We start from the raw sequence: 16,083 nt of genomic DNA on the forward strand, positions 1-16,083 counted from the left end.
TCAGCCCGCAACTCCGCAACTTGCCGCACATCCATCTATCCACCGTGCCTCACACACCACGACCCCGGCAAACAGACATAACGAAGCACTACTAGCGCACCGCGCGGACATACCCCGAAGTGCCGGGAGTCGAGACGTCCCGGTCCCTGCGGACGATGCTCAGTCGCCCGCCCCACCCGGCGAGGGCCTTGCGCAGGCCGTCCGCCGTGTACTCGATGTCCACCACCCGGTCGTCGAACGCCTTCGCGTACACCCCGCACTCGTCGTACTGCCCGCACTCCTCCGCCACCGCGAAGTCCAGCCCGGCCCGGCGCCGCTGACCGGCCAGTTCGGGGGTGTTCTTCTGCGCGATGGCCAGGCGCCGGGCATGCGCGTGCCGGGAGAGCAGGGCGATGAAGGCGGTCGCGTCGGACGCGGTGAGCAGCCCTTGGGAGCGGGTGTAGCTGTCGTAGTTGTCCGGCTCCACGGCGTCGAAGCCCTCGCGCGCGCAGCCGTCGATCCAGCGGTTCACCCGACCGGCCACCCGCTCGCGCTTGGCCGGGGTGCCGATGTCGAGCAGCGCCTCGTTCCAGTCCCGGTCCATGACCACCTTGCCGTGCGAATCCCGCAGCAGCAGGTCGCGCGGCCAGGAGGCGCGTTCGGCGGGCTGGGCCTGGAAGGCGTTGACGTAGCAGATGTTGTACCGGCCGGGCGCGGGGGAGTCGGACCGGTCGCGGCTGACGATCCGGACGCCGGGCGGCGGGGGATAGGCGCCGCCGATCTGGTAGTCGAAGCCGGCGTGCCGGGGCGGCAGCCGCACCGGGGCCGCTCCGGCGTCGTCCCGGGCCGGGGAACAGCCGGTCAGTGCCGAGACGGCGACGGTCAGGGCGACGACTGCGGCGCCGGTCGTCCTGGCCGGACCCGTGGCGCGAAGGACACCCCTGAGGGACACGTCCGCTCCCTCCTGCGCACGCCGGGCGGCGCGGCACGTGCCAGGATCAAAGCGTCCGGACGCTCCGGTCGTCAAGCCGGTGCCGGGCCACGTCGTAGGCTCGGCGGTGATCATCCGTCCCGAAGGCAGGAGCAGCAACGATGCAGTATGTGAAGCTCGGTTCGACGGGCCTGGACGTGTCGCGCGTGTGTCTGGGCTGCATGAGCTACGGAGTGCCGGAACGCGGCAACCACGAGTGGACCCTGGACGAGGAAGCCGCCCGTCCGCTGATCCGGCAGGCGCTGGAAGCGGGCATCACCTTCTTCGACACCGCCAACGTCTACTCCGACGGCACCAGCGAGGAGATCGTGGGCAGGGCCCTGCGGGACTTCGCGCGGCGCGACGAAATCGTGCTGGCCACCAAGGTCCACGGCCGGATGCGGCCGGGCCCCAACGGCGCCGGGCTGTCCCGCAAGGCGATCATGACCGAGATCGACCACAGCCTGCGCCGCCTCGGCACCGACCACGTCGACCTCTACCAGATCCACCGCTACGACCACGCGACGCCCGTCGAGGAGACGATGGAGGCCCTGCACGACGTGGTCAAGGCGGGCAAGGCCCGCTACATCGGGGCGAGTTCGATGTACGCGTGGGAGTTCTCCAAGGCGCAGTACACGGCGGAGCGGCACGGCTGGACGAAGTTCGTCTCCATGCAGAACCACTACAACCTGCTCTACCGCGAGGAGGAGCGGGAGATGCTGCCGCTCTGCGCCGACCAGGGCGTCGGCGTGCTGCCGTGGAGCCCGCTGGCCCGGGGCCGGCTCACCCGTGACTGGGGCACGGTCACCGAGCGCAGCGAGCACGACGCCTTCGGCAGCGGGCTGTACCAGGAGGGCGACCGCGCGATCGTGGAGGCCGTCACGCGGATCGCCGGTGAACGCGGCGTTCCGCGCGCCCAGGTGGCCCTCGCCTGGCTGCTGCACCAGCGCCCCGTGACCGCGCCGATCGTCGGCGCAGGCAAGCCGCGGCACATCGAGGACGCGGTCGCCGCCGTCGAACTCGCCCTCGGCGAGCAGGAGATCGAGGAGTTGGAGCGGTCGTACACCCCGCGGGCGGTCAGCGGCCACTGAGCCCGTCCGCGGGTCGCCCGGAAACGGGAAGGTCAGGGGTGGCGCGGCGGCGGAGGGATGGTCGCCAGGCCCGGGGCCGGTTCGGGCCAGACCAGGAGGACCGGGCAGGGGGCGTGGTCGACGGCGAAGCGGGCCGCCGGGCCGAGGCTGTGCGGCCCGAGCCGGGACCGTTCGCCGTCCCGGGCCAGCACCAGCAGACCGGCCCCCTCGGCGGCGGCCACCACCTCCCGCTCGACCCGGCCCGCGCGCTCCTCGCGCACACAGGGCCGGCCCAGCCGCTCGGCCGCCGCGGCCAGGAGGTCGGCCGCCGAGGTCCCGCCCAGCTCCTCCAGCGCGGCCCCGGGATCGCGCTCGGGATGCCCGCGGCCCAGCAGCCCCGCGAACGCGCCGTGCGCGACCCCGGGCACATCGGGACCGCTGACGTGCAGCAGCACCACCTCGGCGGACTCCGGCGCGTGGGTGCGCACGGCGTCCACACAGGCGGGCCAGGTGCCCTCGACCAGCCAGGCGATCACCCGCATCGGATCGGCCTCCCGTCACAGAACCTGCAGTGACCCCCACAGTGCCACCACCGCGACCGCGAGGGAGGACGGCACGGCGAGCAGACCCAGCCGGGTGAACTCGCCGAGGTTCACGCCGTGCTCGTGCTGGTGCACGATCCGCCGCCACAGCAGCGTGGCCAGCGATCCGGCGTAGGTCAGGTTCGGGCCGATGTTCACTCCGAGCAGCACCGCGAGCACCGCGCCGGGACCGGCCGGCGCGGCGAGCGGCAGCAGGACCAGCACCGCGGGCAGGTTGTTGACGATGTTCGCGAGGACGGCGGCCAGCGCGGCGGTCCCCAGCAGCGCGGGCAGACCGGTACCACCCGGCACGATGCGCCCGAGCACATCGGCGAGCCCGTTGTCCACCACCGCCCGCACCACCACGCCCAGCGCCAGCACGAACGCGAGGAACGCCGGGGCCGCCGCCTTCACCACATCCACCGGGGTCGCCTGGCGCCGCAGCAGCGCCCGCCCGGCCAGCACCAGCGCCCCGGCCGCCGCCACCCAGGCGGGCTCGACGCCGAACGCCGAGGCCACCACGAACCCGGCCAGCGTGCAGACCACGGTCACGACCGCGAACCGGGGGAAGACGGGCGGCTCGCCGGGGTCCCGGCCCGCCGGGGCCGCCGCCGCGAGGTCACCGGCGAAGAACCGCCGGAACACCAGGTACTCGACGCCGATCGCCGCCAGCCACGGCAGCGCCATCAGCGCGGCGAACCGGGTGAAGCTCAGTCCGCTCGCCGCGAACGCCAGCAGGTTCGTCAGATTGGACACCGGCAGCAGCAGCGACGCCGTGTTCGACAGATGCGTGCAGGCGTACACATGCGGCTTGGGGCGTACGCCGGTGCGCGCGGCGGTGGCGAACACCACCGGGGTGAGCAGCACGATCGTGGCGTCCAGGCTGAGCGCGGCGGTGATCGCGGAGGCGAGCACGAACACCGCGGTCAGCAGCCGCACCGGACGCCCAGCCGCCCAGCGGGCCATCCACGCCCCGCAGGCCCGGAACAGGCCCTCCACGGCACAGAAGTGGGCGAGCACGAGGACCGCCGCGAGGAACCCGACCACCGGGCCGAGCCGCTCCGCCTCGGCGCGGGCGTGGTCGAGGGGGATGGCGCCGGTGGCGATCGCGATCCCGGCGGCCGGGACGGCCATCGCCGCCTCCGGCCACCCGAAGGGCCGTACGACGGCGAAAGCGAGCACCGCGACGAGCAGTACGGCGGAGAGGGCTTCGGCAAGCGGGCTGTTCAGGGCGGGTCCTTCCGGGATCGATCACGCTGTCCCGCCCATGAAAACAGATGTCCCCGGCCGCGCGGCGTCGACCGGGGACGCGCTTCTCAGGGAGCGGTGCCGGGGCTGAGGACGGTCAGGGAGACCGACGAGGAGTTGCCGGAGACGGGGACCTCACCGCCCGTCCACGTCACCTTCAGGTGGTCGCGTTCATCCGGTGGGGTGATCAGCAGCGCGGCCGGTCGGGCGGTCTTCGCGCCGGTGACCCCCGGGCTGGAGAAGGTCAGCCCGGCCCAGGCGCTCTGGCCCGGCCTGAGGGTGACCGTCGTCGAAGAGCCCGGCTGGCGCCGGGGGTCGGGGCCGAGCTGGCCGCCGGCCCCGTTCACGAAGGCCGCGCCGGGGAAGCCGCGCACCGTGCAGGTGCGGCCGGACGCGTTGGTGAGCACCACGGGGAAGTTCTCCTGCCCGGCGCCCGGGTCGTTGCGGCCCACGGAGGCGCGCAGTTCGGAGGTGTGGCAGCGGGTGCTCGCCATGCTGGTCGTGCCGCCGCCGGGGGTGGCGGTCGCCCGGGAGACCGCCGGCGAGGGGGCGCCGGTGGGCGCGGAGGCGACGGGGGAGGGGGTGACCGGGGTGCCGGATGCCGGTGGTGCCGAGTCGCCGGCCGCGGGCGCGGCCGTACCCGAGGACGTCACGGGCGGGTCGCTGTGCACGGTCTGGCCGTCGCCGCAGGCGGTCAGCAGGCCCAGCACGGCGACCGTGCCCGCGAAAAGGGCCCCGCGCCGCGCGGACCGTGGGGTGTACACCATGTCGCTCAACACTCCTGGTTGGTCAGGGCACGCGGCGAACGCGTGCCTACGGTGCCGAGTGCGCCGTCACCCCACTCCGATGCACGGACCGTGGGAAAAGTTCGGAACACGAGGGTTCTTTTCCCCGCTCCGGCCCCCGGCCGACCCCTCACCCCACTCTCAGCGAGCGCAGTACGCCATCGGTGGCGTCACCGTCACCCCGCTGGCGTAGCTGCACGTACACCTGCGGCTCGCCGGCGCCGCCCGCCGGGACCAGCGCGGACTCGGTGATGGAACCGCCGTCCGGACAGCCGCTCCAGGCCCGCACCAGGCCGTGCCACTCGGCGCTGCTGAAGCCGCGGCTGCTGGAGTAGTGACAGCCGGTGTGCGCGAGCGCCTTCACCCGTGCGGTGACGTCGCCGTGCGCGCTGACCCCGACGAACACACCGTCGACCGGGGCCTTCGGATCGGGCCAGTGGGCGAGGTCGTCGGCCACCACCAGGCCCGGTTCGTGACCCGCGCCGAGGCCCAGCGCCCGCGGGTCCCAGCCGGAGTCGCGCAGCTCGCGGTCCCAGGCGGCGGGCACCCGGACGCTCACCCGGCCGCGCGCGTCCGCCACCCGTGCCTGGTCGGCGGCCCCGCCAGGGGGGGCCACCACGGTCACCGTGACCGCCGCCACCGCGGCCGCGGCCAGGGCGGCCACGGACAGCGTGAGCGCGTTGAGCCGGCCGCGGAGCCGGTCCAGCCGCCGCCGCGCGGGTCCGTCCGGTCCCGCCGCCAGCCGGTCCAACTCGGCCGCGAACTCCCGAGCGCCCGGCCAGCGCCGCGCCCGGTCCGGCTCCAGCGCCCGCAGCAACGCGCGTGCCACGTCCTCGCGGAGTCCCGGCCGCAGCCGCGCGGGCGGCACCACCCGGCCCGGCGGTCCCGGCACGCTCCCGGTGACCAGCTCGTAGCCGACCGCGCCCAGGCTGTAGACGTCGGCCCGCTCGTCGATGCCCGCGCCGGGCTCCGCCTGCTCCGGCGGCCGGTAGCCCGCCGAGCCCGCCGCCAGGGTGAGCACCGAGCCCTGCGCGAGGCTCTTGGCGAGCCCCAGATCGGCCAGCAGCACCCGCCGGGTGCCGTCCGGGGCGGTGTGCAGCAGCACATTGGTCGGCTTGATGTCCCGGTGCACGATCCCTGCCTCGTGCAGCGCGGCGGCGGCCCGCGTCGCCTCCGCCGTCAGCGCCAGTGCCTCCGGCACCGGCAGCGGGCCGTCCACCAGCAGGTCGGCGAGGGTGCCGCCGTCGGCGTACTCCATCACGAAGTACGGTCTGCCGTCCGGGAGTTCGCCGATGTCGTAGACCTGCACCACCCGGCTGGACCCGGCCCGGCGCAGCAGCCGCGCCTCGGACAGGAAGCGGTCCCGGACGTCCAGCCGGTGCGACCAGTTCTCGGCGAGGACCTTCACCGCCACCGGGGCTTCCAGCTCCGGGTCGTGGGCGAGCCACACCGTGGCGAACGCGCCGGTGCCCAGCGGCCGTTCGAGACGGTATCGGCCGATCCGCTCCAGGGGGTGCATGCGACTATCATGCCTGCCCTGAGATCGACTCGAAGGGGGCCGCGACGTGCAGGACGAGGCGCCGGTGGAGGAACTCGCCCGGCGTGCCGCCGCCGGGGACCCGGCGGCCCTCGACCGGCTGCTGACCGAGCTGCGGCCCGATGTCGTGCGCCGCTGCGGGCGCTTCCTGCCCTGCCGGGAGGACGCCGAGGAGGCCGCCCAGGACGTGCTGCTCCAAGTGGCCCGCCGCATCGGCACGTTCGAGGGCCGCAGCCGCTTCGGCACCTGGCTGTACACCGTGGTCGCCAACTGCTGCCGGCAGAAGTACCGCGAGCTGAAGCGGCGGGCCGCCGAACAGCCCGCCGCCATCGAACCGGCGCACGCCGTCGACCCGCGCACCACCAGCGTCATCGCCGGCTCCCGGGTGGACCTGCTGGAGGCGCTGGAGAGACTGGAACGGGAGCATCCGCACCTGGTCGCGCCGCTGGTCTACCGGGACATCTGCCAACTGGACTACGCCGAGGCCGCCGAACGCGCGGGCATCCCGCTCGGCACCTTCAAGTCCCGCCTGCACGAGGCCCGCAGACAGGTACGGCCCTGGCTCGCCGGTCCCTGACGACGGCTACCCGTCCGCTTCGGACAGCGGCAGCTCCGCCCAGATCGTCTTGCCGTCCGCGGTGTGCCTGCTGCCCCAGCGCCGGCTGAGCTGGGCGACCAGCATCAGCCCCCGGCCGCCCTCGTCGAAGGTCCTGGCCCGGCGCGGATGCGGGGCGGTGTGGCTGGCGTCGGAGACCTCGCAGATCAGCGTGGCCGCGTCATGGATCAGCCGGAGCCGGATCGGCCTGGACGCGTAGCGGATGGCGTTGGTGACCAGCTCGCTGACCACCAGCTCCGCCGTGAACGCCGCCTCGCTGAGCGCCCAGGCGTCCAGTTGCTCCACCACCTGCTTGCGGACCGGCGCGACCAGTGCCGGGTCCGCCGGGATGTCCCAGTTCGCCACCTGGGAGGCGGGCAGGCCCCGGGTGCGGGCGAGCAGCAGCGCCACGTCGTCGGCGGCGCCGCCGGCCGGCAGCAGGGTGTGCAGGACGCGGTCGCAGGCGGTGTCCAGCGAGTCGGCGCCCGCGCCGAGCGCCTCGAAGAGCATCGCGCGCCCGGTGTCCGCGTCCTGCTCCCGGGAGGTGACCAGGCCGTCCGTGTACAGCGCGAGGACGCTGCCCTCAGCCAGCTCCACCTCGGTGGACTCGAAGGGCAGCCCGCCCAGGCCCAGCGGCGGGCCCGCGGGCAGGTCGAGCTGGCGCGGGCGGCCGCCCGGCGGCAGCAGCACGGGCGGCGGATGCCCGGCGCGGGCCAGCGTGCAGCGCCGCGACACCGGGTCGTAGACCGCGTACAGACAGGTCGCGCCGACCTCCCCGGTGCCGCCGTGGCCGCCGGTGTCCTCCGCGAGCCGCATCACCAGGTCGTTCAGATGGGTGAGCAGTTCGTCCGGGGCCAGGTCGATGTCCGCGAGGGTGCGCACGGCGGCGCGCATCCGGCCCATGGCGGCCGAGGCGTGGATGCCGTGCCCGACCACGTCCGCGACGACCATCGCGACCCGCAGCCCGGACAGCGGGATCACGTCGAACCAGTCGCCGCCCACCCCGGCCCGCGCCGCCGGCAGATACCGGGAGGACGCCTCCAGGGCGGCCGTGCGCGGCAGCGTGCGCGGCAGCAGGCTGCGCTGAAGGACGAGGGCGGTCTCCCGCTCGCGCGAATAGCGCCGGGCGTTGTCGATGCAGACGGCGGCCCGGGTGGTGATCTCCTCGGCGAGCAGCCGGTCGTCGGAGTCGAACCCCTCCGGGCGCCGGTGCCGGACGAAGACCGCGACGCCCAGGGTGAGCCCGCGGGCCCGCACCGGGACCGACATCGCGGAGTGGATGCCGAAGACCCGCACCTGCCGGGTGCGCGCGCTGTTCCAGTTCATCCAGGGGTTCATGTCGCCCGCGGTGTTCGAGGCGATGATGGTGTGGCCCACGGTCAGCGAGTCCGCCTGCGGGGAGCCGCCCGGATAGCGCTCGGTCTGCCCCGGCTTCATCACCGCCTCCGGCACCCCCTCCAGGACCGAGCGGTGGGCGGCCCGGCGCAGGGTGACCGGCGTGGCGACGCGGGCCGGGGGCTCACCGCCGTACTCCTCGGGGTCCAGCAGATCGATGGTGACGAAGTCGGCGATCGCCGGCACGCACATGTCGGCCAGCTCCTGCGCCGTACGGGTGACGTCGAGGGTGGTGCCGATGCGCACGCTCGCCTCGTTCACCAGTTGCAGCCGCTGCCGGGCCCGGTGGTTGTCGCTGACGTCGTGCGCGGCCAGGCACACGCCCCGCACCCGGCCCGCGCGGTCCGTCACCGGCGCCATCCGGACGAGCCACGCGTGCGCCCGGCTCTCGCCGCCCGCCCGCATGAAGGTCTGCACGTCCCGTGGACGGCCGGTGACCAGCACCTCCCGCATGCCCCGCGCCAGCTCCTCGCCCTGCGGCCCGTCGACCAGTTCCGTGAAGCGCAGCCCCCGCGCCCGCTCCTCCGGCAGCCCGGAGACCGCGGCCATGGCGTCGTTCATCCGGTGCAGCCGCAGCTCCTCGTCGTAGACCGCGATCGCGCACGGCGACTGGATCAGGCCCGCCTGGCCCAGCGGGTCGTCCTCGGCGGGCGGCGCCGCGCGGGGCAGCGGGGCGACCAGGATCCACCGGCCCCCGCCGCCGTCGGGCGCCGGGCGGTGCCGGGCGAGCAGCCACACGTCGACGCGATGGCCGTCGAGGTGGCGCAGGGCGAGCGTGCCGTGCCGGCGGGAGCCCCGGGGCAGGGCGGGGGCGGCTTCGGCGAGCAGGTCGGTGGCGGGGCGGCCCACGACGGCCTCGGCGGGGTGGCCGAGCAGCCGCCGCGCGCCCTCGTTCCACTCCACCAGCGTCCCGTGGTCGTCGATGACAGCCCGGGCCGTCGCCGCCTCGTCGAACGGATAGACCCGGCTCATCCTCGCCGCTCCCAGCGCACACTCACGGTGAACAGGTGGCACCTCTCGCGCCTCCCAGCCTAGTGCTTCCCCTGCACCGACGGTGGCCGGGCCCCGGGTGGTACCGCAGTGGATATGACGTGACCTGCGGATATTTACGGGTGAGTACCCGAGGGGTACGGTTTGGCTCATGCCAGCTCTCAACGTGGAGTTCAGCGACCGGGAACTCGAGGACCTGCGGCAGATCGCCAAGGAGCGCGGTACGTCGATGAAGGCCCTCGTCCGCGAGGCCGCCGCCGCCGACATCGCCCGGCACCGGGCCCTGAAGGAGGGCGCCGAGGCGTTCCGCAGCTTCTTCACCACCCACGCCGAGGAGTTCGCCGCCGCGTTCCCCGAGGACGAATCCCCCGCGCGGGGCGAGGCCGCCTGAGCGATGCCGCCCGTCATCCACATCGATGTCCCGTGGCTGCTCCAGCGGCACGAAGAGGTCCTGCCCGAGCAGCCCGCGGTCGACGACTTCTCCGCGCTGGTCGCCGCCGTCGCCCGGCACCGGGTCGATCCGCCCCGGCTCGGCGTGGACTCCGACCCCGCCTGGCGCGCCGCCGCCCTGCTGCACACCCTCGCCCTGCTCAAACCGCTGCCCGCGGCCAACGCCCGCTTCGCCTGTGCCACCGCCGTCGCCTACATGTTCGTCAGCGGCGCCGGCATCGACCCGCCCTACGGCGCGCTGGTGGACCTCGCCCGCGACCTGATCTCCGGCAAGACGGACGTGTACGGGGCCGCCGACCGGCTCCGCTCCTGGCAGCTCTGAACGCCCGCGCGGGGCCGGAGTTGGGACAGACCGTCCACCGACTTCCCGGAATGTCCCGTGCGCGCCGCCCGCCGGTCCGTCCCGCCCGCGGCCGCCGCACACAGTCGGTCCTGCGATCCGCGATTCCTGTCGCAGTCCGTAGACCGAGAGGGAAGCTGGTGCAGCGGTGGCCGAAGTCACTGCCCGGACGCAGGTGGACGTACGCGACCGGGCCACATGGACGGAACTCTTCTACGATCTGGTGCTCGCCTTCGGGGTCAGCCAGGTCGCCCACGTGCTCGCCCTGCACCCCGGCTGGTCGCGCCTGGGCAGCTGCCTGCTCGTCCTGGTGCCGCTGTGGTGGGCGTGGGTCGACGTCGTGATGGCGATGAACGCCGTGCACGAGACCAACACGCAGCGGGTGTTCCTGCTGCTGGCCGGCCTGGCCACCTACGGGATGAGCATGTCCGCGCAGCACGCCCTGGACAGCAGACCGGAGGCGCTCCTGTACGCGGGCAGCTATCTCGCCCTCAGACTGCTCATCGGGGAGGCCATCCGGCGTGAATGCGCCAACTACACCATCCACCCCTACCGGGCGGGGCTCGCCTTCGCGCTGGCCCTGTTCGCGGTGACCGCGCTGCCGGACCGGATGCGCGTCGCCGGATGGGCGATCGCCGTGGTCGCGGAGATCATCGCCCCGCTCGTACTCAGCGGCCACCTGCGGCAGTTGGCGTTCGGTGTCAACCATCTGCCGGAACGGTTCGGGCTGTTCATCATCATCGCCCTCGGCGAGAACGTCGTCTCCGTCGGCGCCTGGGTGGGCGGCCGCCGCCTCGGCACGACGGAACTGGCCGCCGTCGCCCTCGCGTTCCTCACCGGATGCGGGCTCTGGTGGCTCTACTTCCACCTCGCCGCCTCCGCCGTCGCGCACGCCCTGCGCACCCATCCGACACCGGCCGTCGTCGTGCGCGACGTGCTCAGCTACGGCCATCTCGCCCTGGTCTTCGGCCTGTTGCTGGTCGCCGTGGGCGCCGACCGGATCGTCGCCGAGCCGGTCGAGACACCGCACCGGCTCGCCGCGGGACTGCTGCCCGTCGGCGCCGCCCTGTTCACCCTGACCTTCTGCTACACCCGCCGCCGGATGTTCGGGGCCGCCTCCGTGACCCGCTTCGCCGCCGGGCTCGCCCTGCTCGGCGTCGCCGCCGTCGCGCCGCTGGTGCCGGGCCTGGCCACGCTCGGCGCCGTGGCGTTCGTACTCGTCGCCGTCAACGGCCTGGAGCACTGGCTCCTGACCGGCGGCCGGCACGTCCCGATGATCTTCGTCAGGCGCTGAGCCGAGCGACCGCAGACGGCCCCGGTTCACCCCCAAGTGGCCAGGTGCGGCCGCCGACTTGACGCAGTGCGGCGCCCCCGTCCCACGGCCCGGCGACCGCCTCCCCCACGCCCCTAACTTTCTCGGGTGCCCGGCCGCGGCGTGCGGCGCGTGACAGCCCCGGCAACAGTTCGCGAAGGAGTGTTCCGATGACGACCCCGACGACCCAGGCTGTCGGCGACGGCAATCTGTTCATCGACGGCAAGTTCCAGCCCGCAGACTCCCGAGAGACCGTCCCGGACATCAACCCGGCGACAGAGCAGCCGATATGCGAGGTGGCCTGGGCCGGTCCGAGCGACCTCGACCGCGCGGTGCAGGCGGCGCGGCGCGCCTTCGACATGGGGCCCTGGCCCTCGATGCCGGCCAAGGAGCGCGGCCGGCTGATGCTGCGCATAGCCGACGGCATCGAGGCCGCGGGGGAGGAGCTGGCCCTCCTGGAGACCCTCGACGTCGGCAAGCCGATCACCTTCACGCGCGGCTTCGACGTGCGGGCCGCCGCCGAGATCTTTCGCTACTACGCCGGCATGGTCGAGATGCTGGAGGGCGCGGCCCGCCCGGCGGGCGCCCGCTCGCTCCAGTACACGCGGCGCGAGCCCCTCGGCGTGGTCGGCGCCATCACGCCCTTCAACTTCCCGCTGAACCTCGCGGTCAACAAGATCGCGCCGGCGCTCGCCGCGGGCAACACGATCGTCCACAAGCCCGCCGAGCAGACCCCGCTGACCGCCCTCGCGCTCGCCCGCGTGATGGCCGAGGCCGGGCTGCCGGAGGGCGTGCACAACGTGGTCACCGGCGGCGGCGCCACCGTGGGCGCGGCCCTGGTCGAGCACCCCGGCATCGACAAGATCTCCTTCACCGGCTCCACGGCCACCGGCAAGCGCCTGATCGCGGCCGCGGCCGGAACGCTGAAGAAGGTCACCGTCGAACTCGGCGGCAAGGGCGCCAACATCGTCTTCGGCGACGCGGACATCGAACCGGCCGTGCAGGCCGCGTTCCAGGCCGGCTTCTTCAACACCGGCCAGTTCTGCATGAGCGGCTCGCGGCTGCTGGTGCATCGCTCCGTGCACGACCAGGTGGTGGACGCGCTGACCGGCGTACTCGGCGCGATCCCGGTCGGCGACCCGCTGGACGAGGCCACCGTGCTCGGCCCGCTGGCGCACCGGCAGCAGCTCGACAAGGTCGTCGAGTACGTCGGCATCGGGCGGCAGGAGGGCGCCACCGTCGCCTTCGGCGGCGAGCGCGGCCACGACGGGCCCGGCTACTTCCACCAGCCCACGCTCTTCACCGGCGCGAACCCCCAGATGCGCATCGCGCAGGAGGAGATCTTCGGCCCGGTCGTCACGGTGCTCCCGTTCGACACCGACGAGGAGGCCGTCGAGATCGCCAACGGCACGCCGTACGGGCTCGCCGCGGGCCTGCACACCCGTGACGTGCGCCGCGCCCACACCGTGGCCGCCCGGCTCCAGGCGGGGATCGTCTGGGTCAACACCTGGGCGGCCTTCGAGAACTCCACGTCCTTCGGCGGCTACAAGTCCTCCGGCTACGGCCGCGAGCTCGGCCCCGAGGGCATCGAGGAGTACCTGCAGTACAAGACCGTGTACGTCAATGTCGATTGAGGTAGCCATGTCCGACCAAACCCGACCCGGCGCGCTCTCCGCCGGACTCGTGCTGGGTGCCTTCCTGGCGCCCAGCGCGCTCGGAATGTCCGCGACGCCCATCGCTCTGCCCGCGCTCGGCGACAGCCTCTCGGTGGCCTCCGGGGCGACGGCCTGGGTGCTGGCGGGCTACACCCTGACCCTCTCCGTCGCCTCCGCCCTGGCCGGCCGCCTCGCCGACATCCGCGGTCTGCGCATGCCCATCATCACCGGCATGGTGGTGCTCCTGGCCGGCACGGTCCTCGTCGTCGCCGTCCCCTGGTTCCCGGCCGTCGTCGCGGGCCGCATGCTCCAGGGCATCGGCGGTGGCGTCGCCGCCGTGCTGTCCTTCGGCGTCGCCAACCGGCTCTTCACCGACCCGCACGAACGCGGCCGCACCATCGGCACCATGGGTGCCGTCGTCGGCATCGTCTCCGGCGGCGGCGCGCTGCTCGGCGGTGCCCTGACCGACCTGATCGGCTGGCAGGCGGCCCTCGCGCTGCCCGGCCTCTCGGCGATCGCCGCGCTACGGGTGCTGCGCATCGCGCCCGTCACCCAGCCCCGCAAGGAGCGCCTGGACGCCCGCGGCGCCGTGCTCTGCCTCGCCCTCGCCGCCGCCCTCGCGGTCCTCCTCCAGGCCCGTACCACTCATCTGAAGGAGAACCTCGTCCTCGTGCTCGCGGTGCTCGCGATCGCGCTGGCCGCGGCCACCGTGTGGCATGTGCGCCGGGTGCCCGACGGCTTCCTGCCGCGCCTGGTGGTCAGCAACAGCCGTTTCGTGCTCGCCGCGGCGGCCGGCTTCACGCTCTTCGCCGGGTACCTCGTCATCCAGTTCGCGGCGCCCCGGCTGATCCTCATGGACCACGACCTCAGCGTCACCCAGATCGGCCTGATCCTGCTGCCCACCGGTGTGGTCAGCGCGGTCCTGTCGCGGACGGCCGGCGGGCTCGCCCACAAGGTGGGCCCGCTGCGCCTGGTCACCGCGCTCACGGTGCTCAGCGCCGCCGGGCTGCTGCTCGCCGCGCTCGCGGGGCGCCAGCCGGTCGCCCTGGTGATCGCGGTGGCCGCCTGTGTCTCCGGGTTCAGCGCGGGCCAGGTCGCGCTGATGGCGGCGGTGCCGCACCTGGTCGACAGCTCCGTGCACGGGGTGGCGGCCGGCGTGTTCCAGCTCGTGTTCATCACGGGCGGCTCGCTCGGCTCCGCCGCGGTCGGCGGCATGGTCGGCGCGATGAGCCTGTCCACCGCGATCGGGGTGCTGGCCGTGGTGCCGCTGATCGGCATGGTGGCGGCGGTGGCCGCGGCGCTGCTCGTGGCGCGGCGCTCGGCGGCGCCGGTCTCCGTCCCGGTCGCCTCCCCGGCGGCCACCGACCCGGCCCGCGCCACCGGCTGACCCTCCCGACCCCCTCGCTGCCGTTCCCGGAGTCCGCTCCAGGGGCGGCAGCCCTTTTTACCCAAAAATCGCCCGTTCACACATCAAATGTCACACTTGACGCGTATCGCGAAGGAGCAGAAATGCCCCGACTGACCCGCAGGGGATTCCTCGGCACCGCCACCGGCGTCGGCGGTGTCGTCGCACTCGGGACCCCGAGCGCGCTGGCGGCCCCCCGCACCACCGCCGACACCACCGACTCCGGTGCCGCCGTCGGCACGGTGACCGTGACCCCGTCCGACCCGCGCTACCTGGATCTCACCCAGCGCGGATACAACGCCCGGTTCGTCGCCCGGCCCGACCAGATACGGCTCGTGCACTCCACCGCCCAGGTCGTCGCCGCGGTGCAGGAGGCGGTGACGGCCGGGGCCCGGATAGGGGTGCGCGGCGGCGGCCACTGCCTCGACGGCCTCGTGGACGACCCGGGCGTGCGGACCCTGATCGACATGTCCGAGATGAACGCCGTTGGCTACGACGCCGCCCGGCGGGCCTTCTCCGTCCAGGGCGGCGCCACCCTCGCCCAGGTCTACCGCACCCTCTACCTCGAATGGGGCGTGACCATACCGGCCGGCGACTGCCCCACCGTCGGCGTCGGCGGACATGTCACCGGCGGCGGCTACGGCCCCCTCAACCGCAAGTACGGCTCCGTCGTCGACCACCTGTACGCGGTCGAGGTGGTGTACGTCGACGCCTCCGGCACCGCGCGCTCCGTGGTCGCCACCCGCGACGCCGCCGACCCCAACCGGGAGCTGTGGTGGGCCCACACCGGCGGTGGCGGCGGCCAGTTCGGGATCGTGACCACCTTCTGGTTCCGCTCCCCGGACGCCACCGGCACCGACCCGGCCGGCCTGCTGCCCAAGCCGCCGCACAGCCTGCTCAAGACCTCCACCAGCTGGGCGTGGACGGACCTGACCCAGGCCGACTTCACCCGCATCGTCCGCAACCACAACGCCTGGCACGCCGCCAACAACGTGCCGGGCACCGACTACGACACCCTCAACAGCGCCCTGCTCCTGTACAACTACGTCCAGGGCGCCGTCAGCCTCACCGCCCAGATCGACGGCTCGCTGCCCAACTCCCAGCAGCTCATGGACAGTTACATAGGCGCGATAGCGGACGGCGTGAGCACCGCGCACGCCACCACCGCCCACAGCACGCCCTGGCTGAAGGAGTCCCTCAAGGACCACTACGACACGGGGATCTACAACCGCGGCAAGTTCAAGGGCGCCTATCTGCGCAAGGGCTGGTCCGACGCGCAGCTCGCGGTCCTCTACCGCAACCTCAGCGACCGGACGTACACCGGACACGGCGGCGCGATCCTCTTCTCCTACGGGGCCCAGGTCACCACGGTCGCCCCCGACGCGACGGCCCTCGCCCAGCGCGACTCGATGCTGAAGGCCAACTTCCTCACCTACTGGACGGACCCCGCCGAGGACGACCGGCACGTCGCCTGGCTGCGCGCCCTGTACCAGGACTTCTACGCCGCCACCGGGGGCGTCCCGCTGCCGGACGGCGACGCCGACGGGTCGTACATCAACTACCCCGACCCCGACCTCACCGACCCGCAGTGGAACACCTCCGGGGTGCCCTGGCAGACCCTGTACTGGAAGGGCAACTACCCGCGCCTGCAGGCCGTGAAGAAGAAGTGGGACCCGAAGAACGTCTTCCACCACGCGCTGTCCGTCACGGCGTCCTGACCGGCCCCGGTAGACACACCGCGGCCCCACCCCTCGTCCTTCCGGGGTGGGGC

The 16,083-nt window shown here is 73.6% G+C and carries 14 protein-coding genes; 8 read left to right on the plus strand and 6 right to left on the minus strand.

Features of this window, described 5'->3' with window-relative positions; translation table 11 throughout:
* Positions 1-91: 91 nt before the first annotated feature.
* On the minus strand, positions 92-844 hold the full coding sequence (locus AB0927_RS39790; RefSeq protein ID WP_366672757.1) for an endo alpha-1,4 polygalactosaminidase: 753 nt from the start codon (positions 842-844) through the stop codon (positions 92-94).
* Positions 845-1,071: 227 nt separating this feature from the next.
* Between AB0927_RS39790 and AB0927_RS39795 the strand changes: the two genes are divergently transcribed.
* Complete coding sequence (locus AB0927_RS39795; protein ID WP_366672745.1) at positions 1,072-2,040, plus strand: aldo/keto reductase; 969 nt, start codon at positions 1,072-1,074, stop codon at positions 2,038-2,040.
* Positions 2,041-2,072: 32 nt separating this feature from the next.
* On the opposite strand, the gene AB0927_RS39800 is transcribed toward AB0927_RS39795, so the two are convergent.
* From AB0927_RS39800 to AB0927_RS39815, 4 genes are all read right to left on the minus strand, one after another.
* A complete protein-coding gene (locus AB0927_RS39800) occupies positions 2,073-2,561 on the minus strand; it encodes a universal stress protein (protein ID WP_366672746.1) in 489 nt (162 codons plus the stop codon).
* Positions 2,562-2,576: 15 nt separating this feature from the next.
* Positions 2,577-3,830 (minus strand): SLC13 family permease, encoded by a 1,254-nt coding sequence (locus tag AB0927_RS39805; RefSeq protein WP_366672758.1) that lies wholly within the window; start codon positions 3,828-3,830, stop codon positions 2,577-2,579.
* Positions 3,831-3,916: 86 nt separating this feature from the next.
* Positions 3,917-4,615: a DUF4232 domain-containing protein gene (locus AB0927_RS39810; protein ID WP_366672747.1), complete on the minus strand. Its 699-nt coding sequence runs from the start codon at positions 4,613-4,615 to the stop codon at positions 3,917-3,919.
* 148 nt (positions 4,616-4,763) lie between these two features.
* Positions 4,764-6,152 carry a serine/threonine-protein kinase gene (locus AB0927_RS39815; protein WP_366672748.1) on the minus strand — a complete coding sequence of 463 codons (1,389 nt, stop codon included), beginning with the start codon at positions 6,150-6,152 and terminating at the stop codon, positions 4,764-4,766.
* 46 nt (positions 6,153-6,198) lie between these two features.
* On the opposite strand from AB0927_RS39815, the gene AB0927_RS39820 reads away from it, so the two are divergent.
* On the plus strand, positions 6,199-6,747 hold the full coding sequence (locus tag AB0927_RS39820; protein WP_366672749.1) for an RNA polymerase sigma factor: 549 nt from the start codon (positions 6,199-6,201) through the stop codon (positions 6,745-6,747).
* Positions 6,748-6,753: 6 nt separating this feature from the next.
* Here AB0927_RS39820 and AB0927_RS39825 read toward each other — a convergent pair whose 3' ends face one another.
* On the minus strand, positions 6,754-9,132 hold the full coding sequence (locus AB0927_RS39825; protein WP_366672750.1) for a SpoIIE family protein phosphatase: 2,379 nt from the start codon (positions 9,130-9,132) through the stop codon (positions 6,754-6,756).
* A 169-nt stretch (positions 9,133-9,301) separates the two neighbouring features.
* Between AB0927_RS39825 and AB0927_RS39830 the strand changes: the two genes are divergently transcribed.
* From AB0927_RS39830 to AB0927_RS39855, 6 genes are all read left to right on the plus strand, one after another.
* Positions 9,302-9,541: a hypothetical protein gene (locus AB0927_RS39830; RefSeq protein ID WP_366672751.1), complete on the plus strand. Its 240-nt coding sequence runs from the start codon at positions 9,302-9,304 to the stop codon at positions 9,539-9,541.
* Between the two features lie 3 nt (positions 9,542-9,544).
* The gene (locus tag AB0927_RS39835) at positions 9,545-9,922 is read left to right on the plus strand and encodes a toxin Doc (RefSeq protein ID WP_366672752.1); all 378 of its coding nucleotides are present in this window, start codon (positions 9,545-9,547) and stop codon (positions 9,920-9,922) included.
* A gap of 166 nt (positions 9,923-10,088) precedes the next feature.
* The gene (locus AB0927_RS39840) at positions 10,089-11,234 is read left to right on the plus strand and encodes a low temperature requirement protein A (RefSeq protein ID WP_366672753.1); all 1,146 of its coding nucleotides are present in this window, start codon (positions 10,089-10,091) and stop codon (positions 11,232-11,234) included.
* 188 nt (positions 11,235-11,422) lie between these two features.
* A complete protein-coding gene (locus AB0927_RS39845) occupies positions 11,423-12,886 on the plus strand; it encodes an aldehyde dehydrogenase family protein (RefSeq protein WP_366672754.1) in 1,464 nt (487 codons plus the stop codon).
* Between the two features lie 7 nt (positions 12,887-12,893).
* A complete protein-coding gene (locus tag AB0927_RS39850) occupies positions 12,894-14,294 on the plus strand; it encodes an MFS transporter (RefSeq protein WP_366672755.1) in 1,401 nt (466 codons plus the stop codon).
* Between the two features lie 122 nt (positions 14,295-14,416).
* Entirely contained in the window at positions 14,417-16,030 is a 1,614-nt protein-coding gene (locus AB0927_RS39855) for an FAD-binding protein (protein WP_366672756.1), read from the plus strand.
* The last annotated feature ends 53 nt before the right edge of the window (positions 16,031-16,083 follow it).

It is taken from the genome of Streptomyces sp. NPDC048106 (genome assembly GCF_040706415.1).
Taxonomy (GTDB): Bacteria; Actinomycetota; Actinomycetes; order Streptomycetales; family Streptomycetaceae; genus Streptomyces.